Origin of the sequence: Bacteroides sp. HMSC067B03 (assembly GCF_001811315.1) — a bacterium.
GTDB classification, from domain to species: Bacteria; Bacteroidota; Bacteroidia; order Bacteroidales; family Bacteroidaceae; genus Bacteroides; species Bacteroides faecis.
The window spans coordinates 1-24561 of record NZ_KV804411.1 but is presented as its reverse complement, the minus strand read 5'-3'; the positions used below and the strand labels follow the sequence as shown (position 1 = coordinate 24561).

Genomic DNA, 24561 nt, shown 5'->3' with positions numbered 1-24561 from the left:
TTAGAATGAAAGGGGGAGTTTATCGAATGCTTACAGAACAGGTTGCTTCCTCGGTACAGTAAGTACCGGATGCGACTTCTTTGCGGTTATCTGTCTCTGTGAAGCGATTGATAGTCGTTTTCCCCACTAAGGATTTCCCCACTATAGTCCTTAGTTTATTTTAGTGAAAAGAGGAAAGGTCTGCACTTGCGAAAGGCCGGACTTTTCGATAACTCTATTCAAGGGACGTTCCTAATTTCCCCTTTTTCCCTGGGAACGTCCCTTTTTTATTTTCCCTGTATAAAACTTAAGATATCTGCAAAAATGTCACACGGTTAATAGTACTCTGGGATTTTGAACAAATATATCCCTATCTTTGTCTTTCAAGATTTAGGGAAATAGAAAGAAAAGGTGTTATGGAAGAAACGTGGGAAAGGGAAACGTTTTCTTCTTAAAACAGCCTTTTAAGTATCATTTAAATTCGTATAAAATGGGGAATTTAATTTCATTTATGAAAAACGTAGCTAATGGGCTGCGGGAAAGTGGGAATTATGGGACCGCTCATATTTACAGAAGTAGTATGAGAGCCGTCATTTCATTCCATGGAAGCGAGAATCTTCCTTTTCGGAAAGTAACTCAGGAGTTTCTTAAGAATTTTGAAACGTATTTGCGTGGAAGAGATTGTAGCTGGAATACAGTTTCCACCTATATGCGTACATTGCGTGCAGTGTATAATCGGGCAGTTGACCGGCATTTAGCGGTTTATGTACCTCATCATTTTCGTTATGTTTATACCGGAACGAAAGCTGACAGGAAGCGTGCACTGGATAAAGAGGATATGGAACGATTGATGGCAAGATTTCCGAACCAACTCCGTTTGAGAACAAGGGACTTGCAACGTGCACGTGCTCTGTTTTTATTAATGTTTATGCTTCGTGGCATTCCATTCGTGGACCTTGCTTATCTAAAGAAACGTGACATAGAAGGGAATGTCCTGACTTACCGCCGAAGAAAGACCGGCAGAATGCTGACCGTAACTCTTCTGCCCGAAGCTATGAAACTGATCAGGCAATACATGAATACTGATCCTGCCTCTCCTTATCTTTTTTCACTGATCGCCAGCAAGGAAGGAACAGAAGAAGCATATCGGGAATATCAGCAGGCCCTTCGTTATTTCAATAGCCAACTGGTGATTCTGAAAGGAGTGTTAGGACTGACTGCTGACTTAAGTTCATATACTGCCCGTCATACATGGGCTACGATGGCATATTATAGTGAAGTGCATCCCGGTATCATTTCGGAAGCTATGGGACATTCATCCATCACAGTAACAGAGACTTATCTGAAACCTTTTAAGAATAAGAAAATTGATGAGGCTAATGCAACGGTTTTCTCTCCCTTTAGAAAAACGTTTTTGAAGATAAGCTGCTGATTAATATGGTGTTACTTCTTAGGTAACGGCAAGAAAACACGCTGCAAATATGGACATATTTTGGAAAACATGCAAACAAAAAAGATATTATTTCTAATAAACTACTAAAAAAAGGAAACACATCGGACAAAACCGCGGATTTTTTGTGAAGCACACGCCTTGCTCTCTAATTTTTGCAAAAGATTTCCCTCCCCTCTGCCGCCTCTCAAAAGCAGGGGTTAAAAATATCATAACTTATTTATTGAAAATAGCCCGCAGACGCCTCTGACGGAGTGGGAAAATGCGTTATCCCGTTACCTAAGAAGTAACGGGCAGGTATTATTTGAACTTAGTGTTTAATAATATATTATTAATGTAATTTTTAAGTAGTTATGAAGAAAAAATTTATTAGAGTGATGTTTTTCGGAGCGTTGGCGCTTGCTACCGGTGCATCGTTCGTAGGTTGTAAAGACTACGATGATGACATTGACGCGGTAAATGCCAGAGTCGATGGAATTGAAAAAACTCTCTCGGAATTGCAAGCTCAAGTGGGAGGCTATGTGAAGTCTGTGGTTTACGATCCGGTTACAGGTAAGTTGACTGTGGTTGGTGCAGATACCAAAGAATACACTATTCCGATGCCAAAGGAAATGCCTGAGTACTCTCTTGAGGTCACAAAAGAGGGAAAAGTTATCTTGAAGAAGAACGGAACAGAAGTAAGTTCCGGCAATATCACTTTCCCTGATGATCCAGTAATACCAACGTATGAAGAGTTCGACCCTGCAAAACTGACAATGAATGACAAGGGCGAAGTTTTATATAATGGTAAGAAAACAGGTGTTACTATACCTGCCACACCTACTCCTACAAGCTCTATCGTAGCTATAAAAAATGCGGAAGGTGTTGTTACTGGTTATACGATTACTACCATTGAAGACGGTAAGCCTGTTAATGGTACGTTTTCTATTGTTGATGCTGTTCCCTTGAAGGGATTGACCTTTGCGCCTAGCTGTTTTGTTGGAGGCATTCCTTCATTGAAAGCCAGCAATCTTACTTATAATAAGTGGAATGCTCAGAAATATGATGCTCCTACAGAAACAGGTGAAATCTATAAGGTTGCTGATACGGAGTCTTATATTACTCCGCAGATTTGGGCATATTATCACATGAACCCGGCAAGTGCCTCAATGGATCAGATTGAAACATTGGCGTTCCTTTCAGCTGATAAAGATTATTATCCTGTATCTCGTGCAGCTGAGATGAATCCGATTGCTAACAAAGCAAAATCAAAAGTTGAGACTGAAAAGGACGGACAGCGTTATCTTAAGGTAGCAATGGATGCGGATGCAGAAAAAATACCAGCAATGAATTCGGGTAAGGTAGCTGTGTATGCTTTGCAGGCTAAGACTAAGGCAATTGGTGGTGAAGAAGCTAAAGTGATTACTTCTGATTATGCTAGCGTATACAGAGTAGTTATGAAAGATTTTGTCTTGAAAACTTTGGTTGGTACTGACAATAAGGTTCTGTATGGACAGACCACGCCGCGTACTGGTACTACTCCTAATGCTTTAGCGGGTAAAGCAGAAGAAGCCATCACTGCAGCAGAAGATTATACTGTAGCTACTGATGGTAAACTAGAATTGGCTAAGTTGATCACTACTTATTATAAGGAAAATGGTGGTACTGAATTGATAAAGATGGAGAATGTGGAAGACTATGGCTTGAAGTATGTCTTTACTCCTTCTAACTACATTGGAGGTGCTAACAACGAAACAGAGCAGAATACATTCTTCAATGCTGCAGACGCTGCATTAGGTACTATCAATCCTGAATATAAAGGACAAGATTCAGAAGCTACAGAAAATCGCGAACCGCTGTTACGTGTGGAATTAGTAGATATTGCTACTAATCAGGTGGTAGCTGTAGGATGGATCAAGACGAAAATTGTGAAGGGTACAACAGATGGTTTCCCAGTAGAGTTTAATAAGGGTACTTATTACTACGGTTGTGATAAGTTCGACAAATCATTGTCCTACATTGACATGAATGATGTTTATGCTAAAGCGAAGTTAAATAAAACTGAGTTCCATAATGCTTATAAATTGAAAGTTGACGGTTCAGGTAATATCGTTCTTGGAACAGGAAGTACTGGTGTAGTAAAAGAAATTAAAGATGATCCGGCTACTGCCACTAATGTATTGAATTGGGTTGTAACTCCGGCACAGGCTTTGGCTCTTGTAAAAGCTTCGAAGGCTGAAATGTTCGCTAATGTAACTTACGAATCTGTAGACGGCACTCGCGGAGATATTACAATAACGATGAAAGCAGGCATTGCAATGCCTAATGGTGTGATTAAGAATGATCAGAAGATAACTCAAGCTTGGTCAGCAGATAAGTCTTATGTAAAGGCTGATGTGAAAGAGCCGGTTACTACTGCGGTAACAGACTTCAAGCTCGATCTGTTTGATGTATTTGAAGGTCGTAAGGTAGTTGTTTCTGATGTTAATGATACAAACTTCCCATCATTTGCGAAGGATAAGTTGACTGCGAAGTTTATCTTCTCAGGAGCTAATGTCGTAACTATTGGAACTGATAAGTACACATTCACTGTAACTGCTAACGGTACTCAATTGAATGCTAGCAAGAATGGTGCTGCTGCAACTAAGATTGCTACAATTGATGCTAAAGGTATTATTACTTACAATAAGGTTGACAAGAATGCACAGACATTGCTGAATAAGTCTGCTTACAACGTGGATCCGTTCACTGCAGGCATTGAAATTGTAGTAACTAATGAATGTGATGAAATCTTGCCATTGACTGGTAACAAATTTGATGTGAAGTTCTTGCGTCCTATCAACGTGGTTGACTTGAAGTCTGCTGAACTGAAGGATGCAACTACAGGAACTGCTAAGATCGATATGAGCAAACTGCTTGGTTTGACTGACTGGAGAGGCGAAGCATTTGCTGTTGAACCTATTGATTTCTACACTTATTATGGAATTGAGGGTGCTACTGCAATTTCAATTGATAAGGATAAGATCATGACAACACTGAATGCAAGTGAAGCTGCACCAAAACTGTTGAAGGACGTTGCACCTAACATGTCAATTGATTATGCATGCGATCTTAAGAAATCGGGTAATGATATAACATACGGTGATCTTGTTTATGCAAACGGTAAGTTTACTATAAACGCACCATTCAAACTGTTTATTCCTGTAACGGTTAAATACACTTTTGGTGAAGTAACCAGCACAGTAACATTAACAATTACTCCGACTCACGACTAATCTATACGATCTGTCACGATAGCAATATCGACAAAGATAAGAAGGGTATCTTTTTCAAAAGAAGGATACCCTTCTTTAATAAAGTTAATGCAATATCATATTAGAAAGGAAAGATAAGCATGAACATAAAGAAATTGTGGATGCCTGTATTCGCTTTACTATTAAGCAATACAGTTATTTTTGCACAGGAACAAAGAATAAAAGAAGCAGGTAAAACTGAGTTCAGACCTCATTGGCTTATGCAAGTACAAGTAGGTGCTGCTCATACACTTGGCGAAGCTAAGTTTAGTGATCTTATGTCTCCGGCAGCAGCACTCAACGTGGGTTATCAGTTTGCTCCGGCATGGCGGGCACGTGTTGGCGTCAGTGGATGGCAGGCAAAAGGAGGCTGGGTTTCTCCACAACAGGATTACCAGTACAAATATTTGCAAGGTAACATCGACATCGTTTCTGACCTTAGTGCACTGTTTTGTGGTTTCAATCCTAAACGTGTATTCAATGGTTATGTCTTTCTTGGAGGAGGGCTAAACCGTGGTTTTGATAACGATGAAGCGAATGCATTGGATACACGGACTTATGAGATGGAATATCTCTGGCAAGACGGAAAGTTTCTCGTTGCCGGACGCATGGGATTGGGGTGTAATTTACGGCTGAACGACCGCTTGTCGATCAACATCGAAGGTAACGCCAATGTCCTCTCTGACAAGTTCAACTCTAAGAAAGCAGGAAATGCTGACTGGCAGTTTAATGCTTTAGTAGGTTTGAATATTAAATTCGGAAAAGGCTATACAGAAACTAAACCTGTATATTACGAAACAGAGCCCGTGGCAGTGGAACAACCGAAACCTGCACCTGTGGTAGAACAGCCACAACCCAAGAAAGAAGTTGTTGTGGCACAGCCAATGAAACAGGATATCTTTTTTGCCTTGAACTCTGCACGTATTCAAGAAGATCAGAAGTCTAAGATTGAAATGCTGGTAGAGTATTTGCAGAAGAATCCGTCAGCAAAAGTAAAAGTGATTGGCTATGCAGATGTTAATACTGGTAATTCTAAAATTAATAAAACTTTGTCTGAAAAACGTGCAGCTAATGTTGCAGACGCTCTGAAAGCGAAAGGAGTAACCGTTGATAGAATCATTGTTGATTCGAAAGGTGACACGGTTCAGCCTTACAAAACACCAGAAGAAAACCGCGTGAGTATCTGCATCGCTGAATAAACAGAGATACGAACAAGATATTATAAAGAAGATATTTCGAAGAAAATAGGTTGCTTCATCGGTATGAAGGTGTTTTTGGTGATGCAAAACATCAATGACACTCTAATGCCGAATGCGACTACTTTTCGATTATACGGCTTCTGTGAAGAAGCGGATAATCGTTTTTCCCACTAAGGATTTCCCCACTATAGTCCTTAGTTTATTTTAGTGAAAAGAGGAAAGGTCTGCACTTGCGAAAGGCCGGACTTTTCGATAACTCTATTCAAGGGACGTTCCTAATTTCCCCTTTTTCCCTGGGAACGTCCTTTTTTTAATTAAATCAACTCTGCCTCAGAATACTTTCAATTAACATTTTTAAGTGCATTTTGCAGCTAATTCTCCTTGAAATAGGACTAAACTTGCTATAAGTTTCTTCTTCTTCCGCATGACTTTAAAATATAAAATGTACATTTGTAGCATAAACAAAAGAAAGAAGATGAAACGAAATTACGTAAAGTTTACTTCGGGAGTCATTCTGACAGGACTATTCCTATTCACTTCCTGCCAATCTCCCCGTGAAGTTCAGGCAAATTATGAAGTTGCCCAAATAGAAGGAACCCGGATTTGCATAGATTCAATTTGGGATACTCATCCCGATGAAAAGGCTGCTGCCATACTGAAACCTTATAAAGAAAAAATAGATGAAATGATGTATGAGGTGATTGGCGTCAGCGAGGCGACGATGGACAAAGGACGTCCGGAGAGCTTACTTTCTAATTTGGTAGCCGAGGTGTTGCGACTTTCTGCAGATCGTGTACTGAAGCATTCCGCAGATATCGGAATCATGAATATGGGAGGCTTGCGTAACATTCTCCCACAAGGTGACATCACGGTCGATGCTGTTTTTGAAATACTTCCTTTTGAAAATTCTCTCTGTGTACTGACAATGAAGGGTACGGAAATGAAAAGACTGATGGAAGTAATAGCTTCTTTGCGTGGCGAAGGACTGAGCGGAGCACACCTGGAAATAACCAAGGATGGAAAACTACTGAAAGCGATTGTACAGGGAAAAGAAATAGAAGATGATAAAGACTATACCGTAGCTACAATAGACTATCTGGCGGATGGAAACGACGGACTCACTCCCTTGGCAAATGCTGATAAACGTGAGTGTCCGGACGGAATGACATTGCGCGGACTCTTTCTCGATTATGTAAGACAACAAACGGCAGCGGGCAAAAAGATCACCTCTAAACTGGATGGACGTATCACCGTTGTGCCGGCATCTGACCAGAAATAAAGAAATAAAAGAGAATAAATAACGAAGGCTTACAATGAAATTTTAGTATTCTATGACAACTCATAATCATATAACTTCTATTTTGAACATATTCAAAGGAAGAACCGGAAAACGGCTGATGCTTTTCCTTTTTTTAATTCCTGCATTGGCAATCGCTCAAGAAACAAAAAAGATAATCATACTGCAAACCAGTGATGTGCACAGCCGGATTGAACCTATGACTCAGGAAGGTGACCGGAATTATGGTCAGGGCGGGTTTGTCCGCCGGGCCACTTTCCTGCAACAGTTCCGCAAAGAAAATCCGGATGTACTGCTATTCGACTGTGGCGATATCTCTCAAGGTACTCCTTATTACAATATGTTCAAGGGTGAAGTAGAAGTCAACCTGATGAATGAAATGGGATACGATGCGATGACAATCGGTAACCATGAGTTTGACTTCGGTCTGGACAACATGGCTCGTCTGTTTAAATTAGCCAAGTTTCCGGTAGTATGTGCCAACTATGATCTTGACGCTACCGTGCTTAAGGACTTAGTAAAGCCTTACGTCATTTTGGAACGTTTCGGATTGAAGGTCGGAGTTTTTGGATTGGGTGCGAAACCGGAAGGATTAATACAAGCTAATAAGTGCGAAGGAGTAATCTATCAAGACCCGATTGCCGTATCCAATGAAATAGCTGAGCAACTGAAAGAAGAAGGATGTGATGTTATTGTATGTCTGTCACATCTGGGCATCCAGATGGATGAGAAGTTAGTAGCCAACACCCGTAATATTGATGTCATTTTGGGCGGTCACTCACATACCTTTATGGAAGGCCCAAAAAATTACCTGAATATAGACGGGAAGAATGTCCCCGTTATGCACACTGGAAAGAATGGAATTTATGTTGGACGACTGGACTTGACCTTGAATAAAAAATGAGATTATTGACATATATACTGGTTATTCTGCTACTTCTTCCTGTCAAGGCCAAGGGAGAAGGGGCAGATACTCCTGTAGAACCTTTACTTCTTTATAAAGCTAAACAAGATGTCCGTTGTCATCAATGGGTAGACTCCATCATGAATAAGCTGACTCTTAAAGAGAAAGTCGGTCAGCTATTTATATATACGATTGCTCCGGTAGACACCAAGCGTAACCAATTACTTCTGAAGGATGCCGTCGATACCTACAAAGTCGGAGGGCTGTTATTCTCCGGTGGGAAGATGCAGACTCAGGCGGAACTGACGAATCAGGCTCAACGCATGGCTAAGCTACCGTTAATGATAACTTTTGATGGAGAATGGGGGCTGGCAATGCGTTTGCGTGGCACACCCGTTTTCCCTCGAAATATGGTACTCGGATGTATTCAGGACAATAAATTGATCTATGAATACGGGCGTGAGATGGCTCGTCAATGCGCTCAACTCGGGGTACAAGTTAATTTTGCTCCGGTAGCGGATGTAAATATCAACCCCAAGAATCCGGTGATCAATACCCGATCCTTCGGTGAAGACCCTGTGCGGGTAGCGGATAAAGTGGTAGCTTATGCTTCCGGTCTGGAAAGTGGCGGCGTGCTTTCGGTATGTAAGCACTTCCCCGGACACGGGGATACGGATGTAGACTCGCATAAGGCTCTTCCGGTACTTCCTTTCACTCGTGAACGGCTGGACAGTGTAGAACTTCATCCTTTTAAAGAAGCCATTCGTGCCGGACTGAGTGGTATGATGGTCGGACACTTGCAAGTGCCGGTTATCGAGCCGGTAGGCGGGCTTCCTTCTTCTCTGTCCCGTAATATCGTTTATGATTTGCTGACAGAAGAGTTTGCTTTCAAAGGACTGATCTTCACGGATGCACTTGCCATGAAAGGTGTTTCGGGCAATGGAAATGTCAGTCTGCAGGCACTGAAGGCGGGGAATGACATGGTGCTGGCTCCCCGTAATCTGAAGGAGGAGATAGCCGCTGTACTCGAAGCTATCGACAAAGGTGAACTGACACGGGAAGATATTGAAGAAAAATGTCGCAAGGTGCTGACCTATAAATACGTGCTGGGATTAAAAAAGAAACCTTTTATTCAGCTCTCCGGGCTGGGACAACGGATTAACACTCCCCAGACGCGTGATTTAATCCGCCGGTTGAATCTGGCTGCGATTACTGTGCTGAATAATGAAAATCATGTTCTTCCTTTGCATGCGGACAAAAAAGAAGCGATGGCATTGCTTGAAGTCGGTGACGCAGGCGAAACTGATGCCCTGGCGGAACAGTTGTCAAAATATACTTCTTTGTCGCGTTTCCGTCTTCGTCCCGGCATGACAGAAGAAACAAACCAACGGCTAAGGGATTCATTGGCTGCATATAAACGGATTATTGTAGCGGTAAGCGAGCAGAAACTATCACCCTATCAGCCGTTCTTCAGCAAGTTTACTACTGACACTCCGGTGATCTATGCTTTCTTTACGCAGGGGAAAATGATGTTGCAGATACAGCGTGCGGTTGCCCGTGCTTCGGCGGTGGTGCTGGGACATAGCCCGAATGAAGATGTACAGAAACAAGTAGCGGATGTCTTATTTGCCAAAGCCTCGGCAGATGGAAAATTATCAGCCAGTCTCGGAGAACTCTTTCAGGCAGGAGACGGTATAACGATTACTCCGAAAACTCCTTTGCACTTTATCCCGGAGGAACATGGACTTTCATCTGTCGCCCTGCAACGGATTGATTCTATTGCTTTGGACGGAGTGCGTCAGGGAGCCTATCCCGGTTGTCAGGTGATTGTGATGAAAGATGGTCACGTGATGGTAGACAAATCGTTCGGCACTCACACCGGAACGGGAAGTGCACGTGTACAGCCGACTGACATTTACGATCTGGCCTCGCTCTCCAAGACTACAGGCACGGTGCTTGCTTTAATGAAGCTTTATGATAAGGGACGCTTTAACCTGACAGACAAGATTGCAGACTATCTTCCTTTCCTTCAGCGAACTAACAAGAAAGATATCACCATTCAGGAACTCCTTTATCATCAGTCCGGTTTACCGCCCGGAATTGCTTTCTATCGGGAAGCCATCGATGAAGATAGTTATGAAGGCAGACTGTTCATGTCCCGTAAAGATGCACGGCATCCGTTGCAGTTGGGAACTTCCACATGGGTGAATCCTAATTTTGCATTTAAAAAGGAATATGTTTCAAAGGTTAAAACCGGAGATTACACCTTGCAAATCTGTGATAGTCTGTGGCTGAATCCTTCTTTCTTCAAGGAAATGGAGAAGAAGATTGTAGACGCTCCGATGAAGCCAAAGACATATCGATATAGTGATGTAGGTTTTATTCTGCTGCGGCTTTTGGTGGAGAAGCTTGCAGGCATGCCGATGGATGCTTACTTACAACGTGAATTTTACGAACCGATGGGGCTGGAACGTACGGGTTATCTGCCTTTGCGCCGTTTCCCGAAGTCGGAAATCGTTCCCTCTTCTGTCGATCGCTTCTTGCGTAAGACTACGCTTCAGGGATTTGTGCACGATGAGGCGGCTGCCTTTCAGGGTGGAGTCTCGGGAAATGCCGGATTATTCTCGAATGCACGTGAAGTGGCACAAGTCTACCAGATGTTACTGAATGGTGGTGAACTGAACGGGCAGCGTTATTTGAGCAAAGAAACCTGTCAGCTATTTACAGCGGAAGTCTCTAAAATCAGTCGTCGCGGGCTTGGATTTGACAAGCCGGATACCCGTAATCAGGAAAAGAGTCCTTGCGGAACGCATGCACCGGCGAAAGTATATGGTCATACTGGATTTACCGGGACGTGTGCCTGGGTAGACCCTGATAATAGATTGGTATATGTATTTCTGAGCAACCGGATTTATCCGGATGTTACGAACCGGAAATTAAGCCGTCTGGAGATTCGCGAACAGATACAGGATGCAATCTATGATGCCATTCAAAACAAATAAAAAGTGAAGAGCCCCTCTGCCGAAACAGAAGGGCTCTTGCTTATTAATGTAAAATCAAGTAGTTGCTCGGGTTAGAATGAAACACCTACGCGGAAACCGAAGTTGTTCAGTCCGTCTACACTGTAGTGCAGTACATCAGCTTTATTGGTACCATAGCTGTAGTACAGAGCAAAGTGCAGACCCGGTCCGTAAACCCAAGGGAATACATTGACACCTACTTCAGGAGAAGCGTAGAATCCCCAGCTGTTTTCTCTGGCTTCCAGCATGTTGAAGTTGGAACGGATTTTAGCATATTCAGCACCTAATTTAGCACTGACATAAGGTTGTACAGATCCACCACGATTCCACTGGTAGCGGGCAGCGGCACCGAAAGGCAACTGGAACATAGTGTGTTGCTGATCGGTAGTAACGTCACCTGCACCCAATTTGAATGTTTCACGAGGAATATATTCATGGTTGCTGTGATAGTTCAGGAAAAGACCCAGACCCAAGTTGGGAGTGACGAAATAACCACCTTCAAAGTTCATACCCCAACCGCTGGCTTTGTCTGCGAAATTGTTGCTCAATGGAACATTGAACTGCCAGTCTATATTAGCATATCCATTGTCTGATAGCTGTGCCTTAGCCGGCATGGCAAAGGCGATGGCAATGGCTGCTAACGCCACTACCTTGAAATATATATTCTTTCTTGTTTTCATAACAGTTGTAGTTGTTTATTTGTTAGTAAGATAAGGTGACTGAGTGAATGATTGGTTCACTGCTTCAATGGCAAGAGTGCGGTTGATAGCTTTAGAGCCTGTTTCAAATCCAGTCAGATAGCTTGTCCAGATTACAGGAAGTTTTTTGCCTTCACCTTCATCTGCTTTCAGGTTCACCATTTCTGTAATGAATGAGTTGGTACTATAACTGTAAGTCACAGCATACGGGTAGTACCATCCACCCCAGTTACCCCAGTAGCTAGCTCCCCAGTATCCGGGATATCCCCACCACCATTCAGGTTGAGTGTAGCCGGTGAAATAATAAGTACTTGCGATGTAGCTTACCTGAATACCAAGATCGGCACTTTCTTTATCGGCAGCCGGTTGATAACCTTTTGCTTCCATATTTTCTGTATAAGCAGCCAGAATTTGCTCAGCGCCTTCTCCTTCGAGATATTCCGGTTCTTTGCTGTCAGAGATAACCAAGATTTTGTCAGCCAGGTAGAATGTGCTGAAGTCTTTGAAGTTGGCTTGCTTGTCGTAGTTAGTGTATACCAGATAGTTGTCATCCAGCTTACCCATGTCCGGGTCTTTTTCGCAAGAAGCGAGTGCAAAGACCGCCAATAAAATAGGAATTAATTTCTTCATATCTTTTATAATGTTTAGGTTATATAAAAATCACGCCCTGGTACCTTGGGGCTTTTGTTACAAACAACAAGAAATGTGTAAAAAGGTTCGTGCAAATGATTATCTTTGCGAGAAAATTAACACTCAAATGCTTATGAAACATATTCGGATGCCTCTTTTCGTATGGTTCTCTATCGTGCTGCTGATCGCAGTTGCGCCTATCTCGTTGTCGGCACAGGAATCGTTTATTCAGAAGATCGAAAAAAATAATTCCGTCAGCGGAATAAAGTCTCTCGATACGAGCCGGTTCCCCGAAAAGTATGTAATGTACCTCACTCAACCGCTGGATCATCGGCATCCCGAAAAGGGAAGTTTCCGTCAGCGGGTGATTGTAGGGCATGTCGGTTATGACCGTCCCACAGTGATTGTTACCGAAGGATATGGGGCGGCGTATGCTCTGCGCCCCACTTACCGGGAAGAACTTTCAGACTTGTTCGATGCGAATATGATCTTTGTAGAGCACCGCTACTTTCTCGAATCCACTCCCGAACCATGCGACTGGCAATATCTGACAGCTGCGAATTCTGCCGAAGATTTGCATGCCGTGAGGGAAACCTTCAAGGCCTTGTATCCGGGCAAATGGATCAGTACGGGGATCAGTAAAGGCGGGCAGACTTCCTTATTATATCGTGCTTTCTTTCCCGATGATGTGGATGTTTCCGTGCCTTATGTGGCCCCTCTCTGCTATGCCCGCGAAGACGGGCGGCACGAACCTTTTCTCCGCCGGGCAGGTACGGAAGCCGATAGGAAAAAAATAGAAGATTTCCAGTTGGAAGTATTGAAACGAAAGGCCCGTTTGTTACCTCGTTTTGAAAAAATATGTGCTGAAAAGAACTATACATTCCGGGCTCCTTTAGAGGAGATTTACGATTTCTGTGTGCTGGAATACTCTTTTTCTATCTGGCAATGGGGAACGGACATTCATAGTATCCCCGAAATATCCGCTTCTGATGATATACTTCTGGATCATTTGCTGGCAATCAGCGGCCCTTCTTATTTTATAGCAGACAGTCCGACTCTTTCTTTCTTCGTGCAGGCTGCCCGTGAATTAGGGTATTATGGATATGACATCAGTCCCTTTAAGCCTTACCTTTCTATAAAGACCAGTAAGGATTATCTGCGCCGGCTGATGCTGCCGGAAGACCTGAAGAATATGAAATTCGATAAAACACTGAGCAAACAGATTGTACGGTTTCTGAAGAAGAACGATCCGAAGATGATTTTCATCTATGGCCAGAATGATCCTTGGACGGCTGCCGGAGTGACTTGGCTGAAGGATAAAAAGAATATTCATGTTTTTGTAGAGCCGGGAGGCAGTCATCTGGCACGCATCGGTACGATGCCCGAAGATCAGAAACAAAAAGTGATGTCACTTCTTAAAGGATGGCTTGAAGAATAAGGATACGCGCGTATATCCGATAAGAGTAATACGCGGTAATGGATAAATAAGAAACGGTGAACAACCTGTAACATAACTACAGAGGGTTCACCGTTTTATTATTTAGCGAGTCGATATTTAAAGTATCCGACTGCCTGATTAATCTGTCGATTCGAACAGTGGTTTCAGTAATTCCGGTATTTCCACTTTTTCGAGTTCTAATTCTCCGACTAGCTTTTTACCGTTCTGACTGAGATGGAATTGCATCAATCTTCGGTCTACTTCTCCGAGAGTTCTGACGATCAGTTCTTTTTCTTCCAGAATCCGGAGCATTTTTGAAGCGTGTGAGGGTGTCAGTTCCGTCCGTTTAGACAGGCTTGTAGCTGTCATATTCTTTGGCGAGGCTTCTTGCAGGGCACATAGGATCATCGCTTCATTTAAGGATATCTTATATACTTTTTCAAATGAATCTTCAAATCTTGCCATTGCTTTGAATACATCGCGCATTACACATATTGTTTTCATATACTGCTTGTTCTTTTTGTTTGTTCTTTTTATATAAACAGATTGATATTTGCATTATCGGCCCGTTCCATGTATGTTGCCACTCCACCTATTGTCACTTCATCCAGAAGTTCTTCCTGTTTTACTCCCATGACATCCATAGACATTTGGCAGGCGATAAATTCTACACCGTTCTCAAGAGCCTGCTGGCGTAAAGACTCCAGCGAGTCAATTCCTTTCCGGTTCATGATGTACCGCATCATTTTTCCTCCTATTCCTCCCATGCTCATTTTAGAGAGTTTCAGTTTTCGGGAGCTGGAAGGCAGCATCATTCCGAACATTTTTCCGAAGATATCTTTTTCTACGTTCGGCTTGTGCAGTTTCTTGATAACATTCAGTCCCCAGAAAGTGAAAAAGATCGTTACCTTCTGTCCGGTGGCAGCTGCTCCATTGGCGAGTACAAAGGTAGCTAAAGCTTTGTCTAAATCATCACTGAACATGATAAAAGTTTTCCCTTTGCCTTCACAGGAAGTAACAATGTTGCAGGATTTAGGTTCGCCTTTTTCTATCACGACCACAGATTTTCCTCCTGTCGCCTCTTTGGAGATCAATTGATTTCCTGTCGAATTACACCATGCGGCGGCATCACGCGGAAATCCCGGATCGGTTGAGGTGATTTCTACCCGGTCTCCTGAAGCCAGCGTGTCCATCGTCTTTTTCATTTTCAGAATCGGACCCGGACATTGCAGTCCGCAGGCATCTACACGGATTGTTTTCACGGCTTCGACAGGCGATACGGTAGGAGTTGGCTGTTGTATGCTTGCCTTCGGCTGTGCAGGTGCTTCCTTTATTTCGTTGTCATTATCTTCCCTCAGGATGATAGGTGCTGTGGCAGCACGGTATGTTTTCAATCCTCCGGAAAGGTTGCGTACTTTTTCAAATCCATGTTGTATCAGGATACGATAGGCAAGATATCCTCTGAGGCCGACAGCACAGAATGTATAAATCATCTTGTCTTTCGGCAGTTCGTCCAGCCGGTCGCGTAGTTCGTCCAGGGGAATGTTCACTGCACCCGGCAGTGTGTTGAGCGAGAATTCGTCGTGAGTACGTACATCCAGCAAGAAATTGTTTTCCAGTTCGATATCCCTTAGCTGTCTCCAATAGACGGGTTGTACTTTCCCTGTGATGATGTTTTCGGCTACATATCCTGCAACGGCTACCGGATCTTTGGCTGAAGAAAATGGAGGAGCATAAGCCTGCTCTACTTTCATCAGGTCATAGACCGTACCTTCATGCTTGATGACGAGTGCGATTTCGTCAATTCGTTTGTCTACACCGTCATAGCCGACAATCTGTCCGCCGTACAGTTTGCCTGTCTTCGGATCGAAAGTGATTTTGATACTCATCGGCATGGCATCCGGATAATATCCTGCGTGAGAGGCCGGATGAATGGTGGAAGACATATAATTGATTTCTGCCTGCCGCAATCGCTTGCCGGGGAGGCCGGTAGAGGCAACCGTCATATCGAACACTTTGGCGATAGAAGTCCCGATGGCTCCTTCATAGGGGATGTGTGCTCCCAGAATATTGTCTGCTACAATTCGCCCCTGACGGTTGGCAGGGCCGGCAAGGTAGTTAAGCCACGGTTTTCCGGTGATCGGATGGCGGAATTCGATTGCGTCACCGATGGCGTAAATCGATTCGTCCGAAGTTTGCAGATAGTCGTTGACGGCAATTCCTCCTGCTTCGCCGATTGTTAGCTCTGCTGCACGTGCCAATGTCGTTTCCGGGCGGACGCCGATGGAAAGGATGACAATGTCGGCAGAGATAGACTCTCCGTTCTTAAAGATCACTTTCAGTTCTTTTCCGTCTCTTTCGAAGGATGCCACAGCCTGTTCCAGATACAGGTTCACTCCTTTGTCCATCAAATGTTGGTGTACAAGAGATGCCATCGAGAAGTCGATGGGGGCCATCACCTGATTTCCCATTTCCACAATAGAAACTTTTGCTCCTTGCGCGTGCAGGTTCTCTGCCATTTCCAGCCCGATAAATCCGGCTCCGATGACAACAGCCTTTCGGGGAGCATGGCTGTTGATATATTCTTTGATTCGGTCTGTGTCTGTAACGTTTCTCAGTGTGAAGATTCCGTTCAGGTCGATACCCGGCAGGGGAGGTCTTACAGGAGAAGCTCCGGTTGATATCAGTAATTTGTCGTAGCTTTCTTCGTACGAGTCTTCACTGCTTTGTCTCACTGTCACTGTCTTTCTCTTCCGGTCGATGAAGATGACTTCATTTTCAGTTCTGACATCTACACGGAAGCGCGTAGAAAATGCTTCGGGTGTTTGTACAAACAACTTTTCCCGTTCTTCAATCACACCTCCTATATAATAGGGCAGCCCACAATTGGCATAAGAGATATACTTCCCTTTTTCTAAAAGGATAATTTCAGCTGTTTCATTTGTGCGTCTGATCCGGGCAGCAGTGGTAGCTCCTCCGGCAACGCCTCCAATAATAATTATCTTCATAATTTTATCACGTAAATAGTTTCCTATGGAAATAACAATAAAGTGGAGAGAATTGTTCTCGGATCATAGAAAAAAGACTTATATTTGCGCACCCTGTTTGTCTTTCTTCATTTTTTATAAATTAATTATGAGTAAAATTCTTATCATTGACGATGAGGTTCAGATTCGTAGCCTATTGGCTCGTATGCTCGAACTGGAGGGCTATGAGGTATGTCAGGCAGGTGATTGCAAGGCAGCTATCAGACAGTTGGAAATTCAACAGCCGGATGTGGCTTTGTGTGATGTCTTTCTTCCCGATGGAAATGGAGTCGACCTGGTCTTGAATATTAAAAAGACAGCCCCGAATGTAGAGGTTATTCTTCTTACTGCTCACGGTAATATACCCGACGGGGTGCAGGCAATCAAAAACGGTGCATTCGATTATATCACGAAAGGAGACGATAATAATAAGATCATTCCTTTGATCAGCCGTGCCGTCGAAAAGGCGAAGATGAATGTACGGTTGGAGAAACTGGAAAAGAAAGTCAGCCAGCTATATTCTTTTGATTCCATTCTGGGAGAATCGAAAGTACTGAAAGAGGCTGTTATGCTGGCACAGAAAGTATCGGTGACTGATGTTCCGGTTTTATTGACCGGGGAGACGGGAACCGGAAAAGAAGTATTTGCTCAGGCTATACATTATAATAGTAAGCGGAATAAGCAGAACTTTGTTGCCGTGAACTGTTCGTCTTTTAGCAAGGAACTGCTGGAGAGTGAAATGTTCGGGCATAAAGCAGGATCATTCACTGGAGCTTTGAAAGATAAAAAAGGACTGTTCGAAGAAGCTAATAATGGAACCATCTTCTTGGATGAAATCGGTGAAATGGCTTTTGAACTGCAAGCCAAGTTATTGCGTATCCTCGAAACCGGCGAATATATAAAGATAGGAGATACGAAACCTACCCGGGTGAACGTGCGCATCATAGCTGCTACCAACCGTAACCTGGCAGAGGAAATCAAAGCGGGACGTTTCCGTGAGGATTTATTTTATCGGCTTTCCGTATTCCAGGTACATCTTCCGGCTCTCCGTGAGCGTACCGGTGATATAAGAATCCTTGCTACTGCTTTTGCCAAGAGCTTTTCTGAAAAACTGTCGTATGCAATCAGCGAAATGACTCCGGCTTTTCTGCAAGCACTGGAGCAACAACCGTGGAAGGGCAATATCCGCGAATTGAGGAACGTAATTGAACGCAGCCTGATTGTTTGTGAAGGTGGACGTCTGGATGTGTGTGACTTGCCTCTTGAAATTCAGAATACTCATTATGAATGTTCGGACGATAGCATGGGCAGTTTTGAACTGGCTGCAATGGAGCGAAGGCACATTGCCCGTGTTTTGGAATATACAAAAGGCAATAAGACCGAAGCTGCCCGTTTGTTGAAGATAGGTCTCACTACTTTATATCGTAAGATCGAGGAGTATAAGATCTGACAAAGTGGGATGTCTGGATTGAAGTCAGGTAGCAAACTCGTTCTCAAAGAAATGGGCGGCCAGCAAACTGATAAGTCTGTTTTTATCCGTGGTATGTACAGATAAGGTGAAGCACTGGTCACTTCCTCCATAAGAAATCTGTGAAATGGGGATATCCTTGATAGTGTTCATTATATGACTTTCTACTTGGGTACGCTGCCAATGGAGCGAACCAATGATATGTATCACAGACATATTTTCGTCAATAACCATTTCGGCATACTTGTGGAGCTCTTTTTGCACAATCCGCAAAGTGTCAGGGCTGGCTGATATCACCATAGAAATGGATACATTCGATGATGCCATTGAAATGACATTGATCTTATATTTGTTGATTACTTCCAGCAATTTGCCCATTAGTAAATATCCGGGGAGGACATTCAATGATGTAAAACGTACAAATGTGACAGAATCCTGAAAAAGTATTGCTTTGACGCTGTTGCCCGTGTCGTGGGATGAGATATAAAGCCGTTCCGTTGTCAGGTCATGAGTGTCCGTCAGCCGGATAGTTATATTGGAATGTGCCGCTAAGCTGATGCAGTCGGCATAGAGCAAGTATACTCCGCTGTTGATCAGTTGTTCGGCCTCTGTATATGTCAGTGAGTGCTGTTCTCTCCGGCTGTTACGGTTTGCATAGATATGGTTGATCTGGGTAGATAAGAGCAGTTCGTCTGCTCCGAATGCGGTGGCGAGTACTGTGGCGTAGTAGTCGTTACGTTTTTCATTCATGAAATCTGTTTCGCCATATACATTTTTACAGAGGGAAAGTGGAGCGATGAAAATATCGGCATCCCGTTTTTCGCTGATGTACTGTTGAACAGACTCCTTGATATATGGAATATCCGGTTTCCTTTCGAGGTTGATTTGCATGAACTTTCCGGTATCCAGAGTTTGTGCACGAAGCCCTTGCTGACGTAGGCAGCAGGCAAATAATTCATTGGACAGTCCGTATACTTCGGCTTTTATTATTTTGTCGGTCAGTAAGTCTGCCTTATCTTCCACCAAGACCTGTATCTTTTCTATGCATTTCTCAATTTGGACTTTCATGTCTTGATTCAGTTTCCGGTCTGAAATGAGACGGTCGGTCAGAGTACGGCAATATTCCTCAATGGCATTAACTATCGTATGAGACGTTTCATCTTCTTCATGAAACCAACTGACGGAAATAGCCTGTAACCATTCCTGCAATTGTGTCAATACAGGAATGACGGCTACGTAAGGATGCTCTTTCTGTATGCAACCGATTACTTGCTTGACTTCATCCTCATTATTCATTCTTTCAAATTTGCAAACTTTCATTGTCATCTGATAATTTATGGGTTCTTACTCTTTTCAAAATGATATGCTTTTTTCAAAAAGGAGAGGTGTGCAAAGCTTAACCTATTCCTCTGAATCTTATTATATCATTAACAATCATATTGTTAGCTTCGGTGCCTGTACTTTTAAGACAGCTCCTTACTATAAGTAATCTGCTAATACCATACCACATACAGAGGATTCGTGAGTCTATAATCAACTTTCTTTTTTTAGTAGTATTTGAGTGTTCAATCGTCCTAATACTAATTGTTTATTAGTAAAAGAAGAAATATTAATCATAGAAGAGCATGAATATTTGGAAGATTACACTGATACTTACATTACTGTTATCAAGTATCACGTCTCAAGCGCAAAAGGAAAAAATATCATTGAATAGCGAAGGAAATCTGGCTGTCTGGAGAGTGAAGGCACAGGCGGAAGTTACCGATCCTTCGTTGATTATGTCCGTCCGGTATAATACGGAAGGCTGGGTGAAGGCAACGGTGCCGGGAACTGTTTTCGGTTCGTACGTTTCGGAAGGGTTGGAGCCCGATCCGAATTTTGGTGATAATGCGTATACGATAGATAAATCGAAGTACGACCGCAATTTTTGGTATCGCACAGAATTTCTTTCTCCCAAAGTGGAAACCGGAGAAAAAGTCTGGCTGAATTTTGAAGGAGTGAACCGCAAGGGAGAAATATTCTTCAATGGAACACGCCTGGGGTTGCTTGATGGTTTTATGCACAGAGGAAACTTTGATGTAACGGACTTATTGTCAAAAGAAGGCAAGAATGTACTGGCCGTTCTTGTACATTGGGTTGGAACGCCGGTTCCCAACTATGCAAGCCCTACTTACGTTTCGTGTGCAGGCTGGGACTGGATGCCTTATGTACCGGGACTTTTAAGTGGCATAACCGATGATGTCTATTTGACTAAGACCCGTGAAGTGTCCATGATCGATCCATGGATACGTTCGAAGGTGCCTTCCAGGGACGAAGCGACCTTAAGCCTGCAGCTGGAACTGAGAAATAATACAGCGGTCGATCAGAAAGGAATACTGAAAGGAGTGATCCGGCCCGGTAACATTGAGTTTTCGGAAGAAATGGAAATTGAAGCGGGCAAGCAACGTGACTTCCTGCTCGATAACACGAAATTGAAGCAACTGGTAGTCCGTAACCCTGCCTTGTGGTGGCCTAACGGCTACGGTGAACCGAATCTCTATACGTGTGAGCTGACATACTCTGTCGGTGGAAAAGTCTCAGACAGACAGCTGCTTACATTCGGTATAAGGGAATATGGTTATGAAATGGTGGATGGCATACTTCATCTCAAAATAAATGGTGAACCTGTATATCTTAAAGGTGGCAACTGGGGAATGAGTGAATATATGTTACGCTGTCGGGGGGAAGAATATGATTTGAAAGTGAAGCTTCATCAGGAGATGAATTTCAATATGATACGGAATTGGATAGGTTCTGTTACTGATGACGAGTTTTATCAGGCCTGCGATAAATATGGTATCATGGTTTGGGATGATTTCTGGCTGAATTCAAACTCCAATCTCCCTGATGACGTCTTTGCCTTCAATATGAATGCTGTTGAAAAGATAAAGCGTTTACGCAATCACGCCTGCATTGCTGTGTGGTGCGGAGATAATGAGGGTTATCCGTTACCCCCACTCAATAAATGGCTGGAAGAAGATGTGAATGTTTACGATGGAGGGGATAGGGCATACCATGCCAATTCGCACAGCGATGGGCTTTCCGGTAGCGGCCCCTGGATGAATTCTCATCCTAACTGGTATTTTACGAAAGCTCCTTATGGGTATGGTGCTAATATCACCCGAGGGTGGGGACTTCGTACGGAAATTGGTACGGCAGTTTTCACTACTTTTGAAAGCTTCAAGAAATTTATTCCCGAAAAGAACTGGTGGCCGCGCAATGAAATGTGGAATAAACATTTCTTTGGTAACTCCGGAGGTAATGCGGGACCTGACAAATATTTCTCTACGGTGGAGTATAATTATGGAAAAGCTAAGGGAATCGAAGATTTCTGTCGGAAAGCCCAGTTGGTGAATGTAGAAGTGAACAAGGCGATGTACGAAGGTTTCCAGCATCATATATGGGACGATGCATCCGGCATCCTGACTTGGATGGGACAGTCGGCTTATCCTTCTTTGGTGTGGCAGACCTATGATTATTATTATGATCTGACAGGAGCTTACTGGGGAATTAAGAAGGCGTGCGAACCTGTTCACATCCAGTGGAGCTATGCTGATAATAGTGTGAAGGTTATTAATACTACTTTACAAGATTTGCAGGGACTGAAAGCAACCGCCAGAGTCTACAATCTGGATGGGAAAGAAATGGGACGTTACACTCAGAATGTCACATTGAATGCAGCTGCCAATAAGGATTCTTATTGTTTCCATCTGAATTTTACTACGGACAATCTTGCTTTTGGTAAAAAAGCGTTTGCTTCTTCCGTCTCTAAAGATGCCGGTGAGCCCGGGGCCGCTATTGATGCCAGTGACGGCAGTCGCTGGGCGAGTGAGCCTCGTGATGATGAATGGATTTATGTAGATTTGGGCGAACCTGCGGAAGTAGCCACCATTGCGTTGAACTGGGAAGCAGCTCATGCCAAGTCCTATAAACTGTTGATCTCTGATGATGCGGCGCATTGGAAGGAAATTTATTCCAATGAAGATTGTAAAGGCGGACTGGAAGAAATAAAGATAAAGCCTGTACGTACTCGCTATGTAAAAATGCAGGGAGTGAAATGCGCTACTATGTGGGGGTATTCACTCTATGAATTTGAACTGTATGGCAAGAAAAAGAAACCGACGGATTTGTCTCCGGTTCATTTTATAAAACTGGAATTGAACGATGCGAATGGAAATCTGCTTTCTGACAACTTCTATTGGCGTTCCAACAAGCCGGGCGACTATAAAGCATTGAATACTTTATCAAAAGCGAAGCTGAATGTGACATCTCAGCTAGTGAACCGGACGGATCATGGAGACAAGAAAGTGATAAAAGCTACGATTAAGAATGTAGGTCCATCAGTCGCTTTTGCTGTTCACGTGCAGGCCGTCCGTTCGTCAGACGGAGAACGTATATTACCTGCGCTGATGAATGATAATTATTTTACATTGCTGAAAGGTGAGTCTAAAGATATTGAAATCGAATTTGATTCGGAATTGTTGCCTGACGACAATTATCGTTTAAGCGTTATTCCATATAATAAATAGTGCCGGGCAGATAAGGGGCAAAATGAATATTGGCTTGCTAATAGACCTAATTTGGGCACAGATTATGCGGATTTCACAGTTCCAAGAGATTATATATACTACTGGAAACCGTGTTAATCCGCATAATTCGTACCCCAAATAATGATACAGACATATTGATCCCCTTATTGCGAGTCCCGGTCTCACTTTCCTGTCGATTTCAGCACATGCATATACGATGTGAAGCAAACGATGCCAGGGGCATTAGGATAATGCTGCAATTCCAGTTCCTATCAGGTTCGCGTTATTCATGCTTTTGATATCCACTTCGACATCTTCCAGGTTGAACAGCTTGAAAAGTTCCCTTAATTTCTCCATAACAAGAATGTTATAGTTTTTATCTTTCCTGTTTTCACTCCAGAAAAGGCTGCCTTCGGCTACCAGACAAACTTTTCGCATGTCTTTATTGTACGATTTCAGCAGCATGACAAGTCCTGTAAGTGAGGCGGCAACCAATTGTGCAGATCTGCCATATATCCATTGTGCCACCTGCACATATACATCTTTGTATATATCCGGATAGTTCATAATGGAAGTCAGTTTCTGAGCATCGAATTTCTCTTCGAACTCTTCCAGTGGAAAAGCCGTTTTCAAAATGTCTCCCAAGTACATGCCGGATACCGTTTTCTCAAAGCGTTGCTTTCCCGGGTTACCGGAGATTGCATCGACGGTGTCATCTACTGCAGTGAGGAAGGGTGGATGGAAATTGCCTGATTCCAGATTCACCGGTATCATCCCCTGTGCGTTGTATGCCGGATTTAGTTTTTGTATTTTATCAGCAGGGATAAAAGTTGCCATATTGGTTCCTGTCCCTACGATGAGGCCGATGTATGCATCGTAACTGCTGTCCGTGAGACCGGCGAATAGACTGGCTATAGTATCGTTGAGTACTTTGATATCTGTAAACTTGATCTTATTTCTTTCATTCAGATAGTCAAGCAAAGGTTTTCCGATAAATTCTCCGATCATTTCTTTTATATCTACCCCTTTGGTCCAACGCAACAGTTTGGCGTCTCCACCCGGTACAGATTCGGCTGGATAGGAAAAACAATAACCGATGGGTATTTCTTCCTCACGCTTTATTCCTACAATCATGTCGGCCAGTTCTTTGAATAACTCTTCGCGGGTATATCCGGCAGACTTCATGATTGACATATCTTTCTTCCAGCCATTATTCGGATGAACGGTAGGGACTGCTTTATTGAAATCTACGATTGCCACTCGATAATTGGTTCCTCCCAGGTCGAGTACCAGTGATTTACCATTGATATGATTTGTTTGGGGAGTAATGAAAGTCGGAATACATTGTATCTCTGCATTTTCTGTCTTTAACCCTTCTTCTATTTTATCACGAAATGAGCATGCAATCACTTTGAGCTGTTCATTATCTAACTTAAAAATGTTTTTTTCCATGACATTGACTTTTTATTGTATAATATATCCTTGTCTTTGAATAACAACTGGAGGTGGATTTTGCTCGGAGATGCTCAATCTTTATTTGGCTGCATCTGATTCAGCCTCCTATTGATTTAGTATAGATTTTGCTCCCATGCTCTCACTTTTTGCTTGTATC

The 24561-nt window shown here is 43.1% G+C and carries 15 protein-coding genes; 9 read left to right on the top strand and 6 right to left on the bottom strand.

What is annotated here, in order from left to right; all coding sequences use genetic code 11:
• The first annotated feature begins 469 nt into the window (after positions 1-469).
• From HMPREF2794_RS18985 to HMPREF2794_RS18960, 6 genes are all read left to right on the top strand, one after another.
• Positions 470-1411 (top strand): tyrosine-type recombinase/integrase, encoded by a 942-nt coding sequence (locus HMPREF2794_RS18985; protein ID WP_029425032.1) that lies wholly within the window; start codon positions 470-472, stop codon positions 1409-1411.
• A gap of 371 nt (positions 1412-1782) precedes the next feature.
• Positions 1783-4683 carry a hypothetical protein gene (locus tag HMPREF2794_RS29035; protein WP_070752244.1) on the top strand — a complete coding sequence of 967 codons (2901 nt, stop codon included), beginning with the start codon at positions 1783-1785 and terminating at the stop codon, positions 4681-4683.
• 119 nt (positions 4684-4802) lie between these two features.
• Complete coding sequence (locus HMPREF2794_RS18975) at positions 4803-5900, top strand: OmpA family protein (protein WP_029425030.1); 1098 nt, start codon at positions 4803-4805, stop codon at positions 5898-5900.
• A gap of 475 nt (positions 5901-6375) precedes the next feature.
• Positions 6376-7179: a 5'-nucleotidase C-terminal domain-containing protein gene (locus tag HMPREF2794_RS18970; RefSeq protein ID WP_010535456.1), complete on the top strand. Its 804-nt coding sequence runs from the start codon at positions 6376-6378 to the stop codon at positions 7177-7179.
• 118 nt (positions 7180-7297) lie between these two features.
• Positions 7298-8101: a bifunctional metallophosphatase/5'-nucleotidase gene (locus HMPREF2794_RS18965; protein WP_050544892.1), complete on the top strand. Its 804-nt coding sequence runs from the start codon at positions 7298-7300 to the stop codon at positions 8099-8101.
• A complete protein-coding gene (locus tag HMPREF2794_RS18960; protein WP_010535454.1) occupies positions 8098-11103 on the top strand; it encodes a serine hydrolase domain-containing protein in 3006 nt (1001 codons plus the stop codon). Before HMPREF2794_RS18965 ends, HMPREF2794_RS18960 begins: the two co-directional genes overlap by 4 nt.
• A 71-nt stretch (positions 11104-11174) precedes the next feature.
• Here HMPREF2794_RS18960 and HMPREF2794_RS18955 read toward each other — a convergent pair whose 3' ends face one another.
• Positions 11175-11801: a porin family protein gene (locus HMPREF2794_RS18955; RefSeq protein ID WP_010535453.1), complete on the bottom strand. Its 627-nt coding sequence runs from the start codon at positions 11799-11801 to the stop codon at positions 11175-11177.
• Positions 11802-11816: 15 nt separating this feature from the next.
• Positions 11817-12449 (bottom strand): DUF4136 domain-containing protein, encoded by a 633-nt coding sequence (locus HMPREF2794_RS18950; RefSeq protein ID WP_010535452.1) that lies wholly within the window; start codon positions 12447-12449, stop codon positions 11817-11819.
• A gap of 133 nt (positions 12450-12582) precedes the next feature.
• Here HMPREF2794_RS18950 and HMPREF2794_RS18945 point away from each other — a divergent pair, with 133 nt between their 5' ends.
• Complete coding sequence (locus HMPREF2794_RS18945) at positions 12583-13887, top strand: S28 family serine protease (RefSeq protein ID WP_029425028.1); 1305 nt, start codon at positions 12583-12585, stop codon at positions 13885-13887.
• A gap of 138 nt (positions 13888-14025) precedes the next feature.
• Here HMPREF2794_RS18945 and HMPREF2794_RS18940 read toward each other — a convergent pair whose 3' ends face one another.
• Positions 14026-14391, bottom strand: a complete 366-nt coding sequence (locus HMPREF2794_RS18940; RefSeq protein WP_010535450.1) for a MarR family transcriptional regulator — start codon at positions 14389-14391, stop codon at positions 14026-14028.
• A gap of 29 nt (positions 14392-14420) precedes the next feature.
• A complete protein-coding gene (locus HMPREF2794_RS18935; RefSeq protein ID WP_010535449.1) occupies positions 14421-16895 on the bottom strand; it encodes an FAD-dependent oxidoreductase in 2475 nt (824 codons plus the stop codon).
• A 127-nt stretch (positions 16896-17022) separates the two neighbouring features.
• On the opposite strand from HMPREF2794_RS18935, the gene HMPREF2794_RS18930 reads away from it, so the two are divergent.
• Positions 17023-18363 (top strand): sigma-54-dependent transcriptional regulator, encoded by a 1341-nt coding sequence (locus HMPREF2794_RS18930; protein WP_010535448.1) that lies wholly within the window; start codon positions 17023-17025, stop codon positions 18361-18363.
• 24 nt (positions 18364-18387) lie between these two features.
• Here the strand turns inward: HMPREF2794_RS18930 and HMPREF2794_RS18925 are convergent, their stop codons facing one another.
• Complete coding sequence (locus tag HMPREF2794_RS18925) at positions 18388-19701, bottom strand: amino acid kinase family protein (protein WP_070752242.1); 1314 nt, start codon at positions 19699-19701, stop codon at positions 18388-18390.
• Between the two features lie 305 nt (positions 19702-20006).
• On the opposite strand from HMPREF2794_RS18925, the gene HMPREF2794_RS18920 reads away from it, so the two are divergent.
• Positions 20007-22949, top strand: coding sequence for a discoidin domain-containing protein (locus tag HMPREF2794_RS18920; protein WP_070752240.1), 2943 nt, complete (start codon positions 20007-20009; stop codon positions 22947-22949).
• A 243-nt stretch (positions 22950-23192) separates the two neighbouring features.
• Here the strand turns inward: HMPREF2794_RS18920 and HMPREF2794_RS18915 are convergent, their stop codons facing one another.
• Positions 23193-24401 (bottom strand): hexokinase family protein, encoded by a 1209-nt coding sequence (locus HMPREF2794_RS18915; protein WP_070752238.1) that lies wholly within the window; start codon positions 24399-24401, stop codon positions 23193-23195.
• Between the last annotated feature and the right edge of the window lie 160 nt (positions 24402-24561).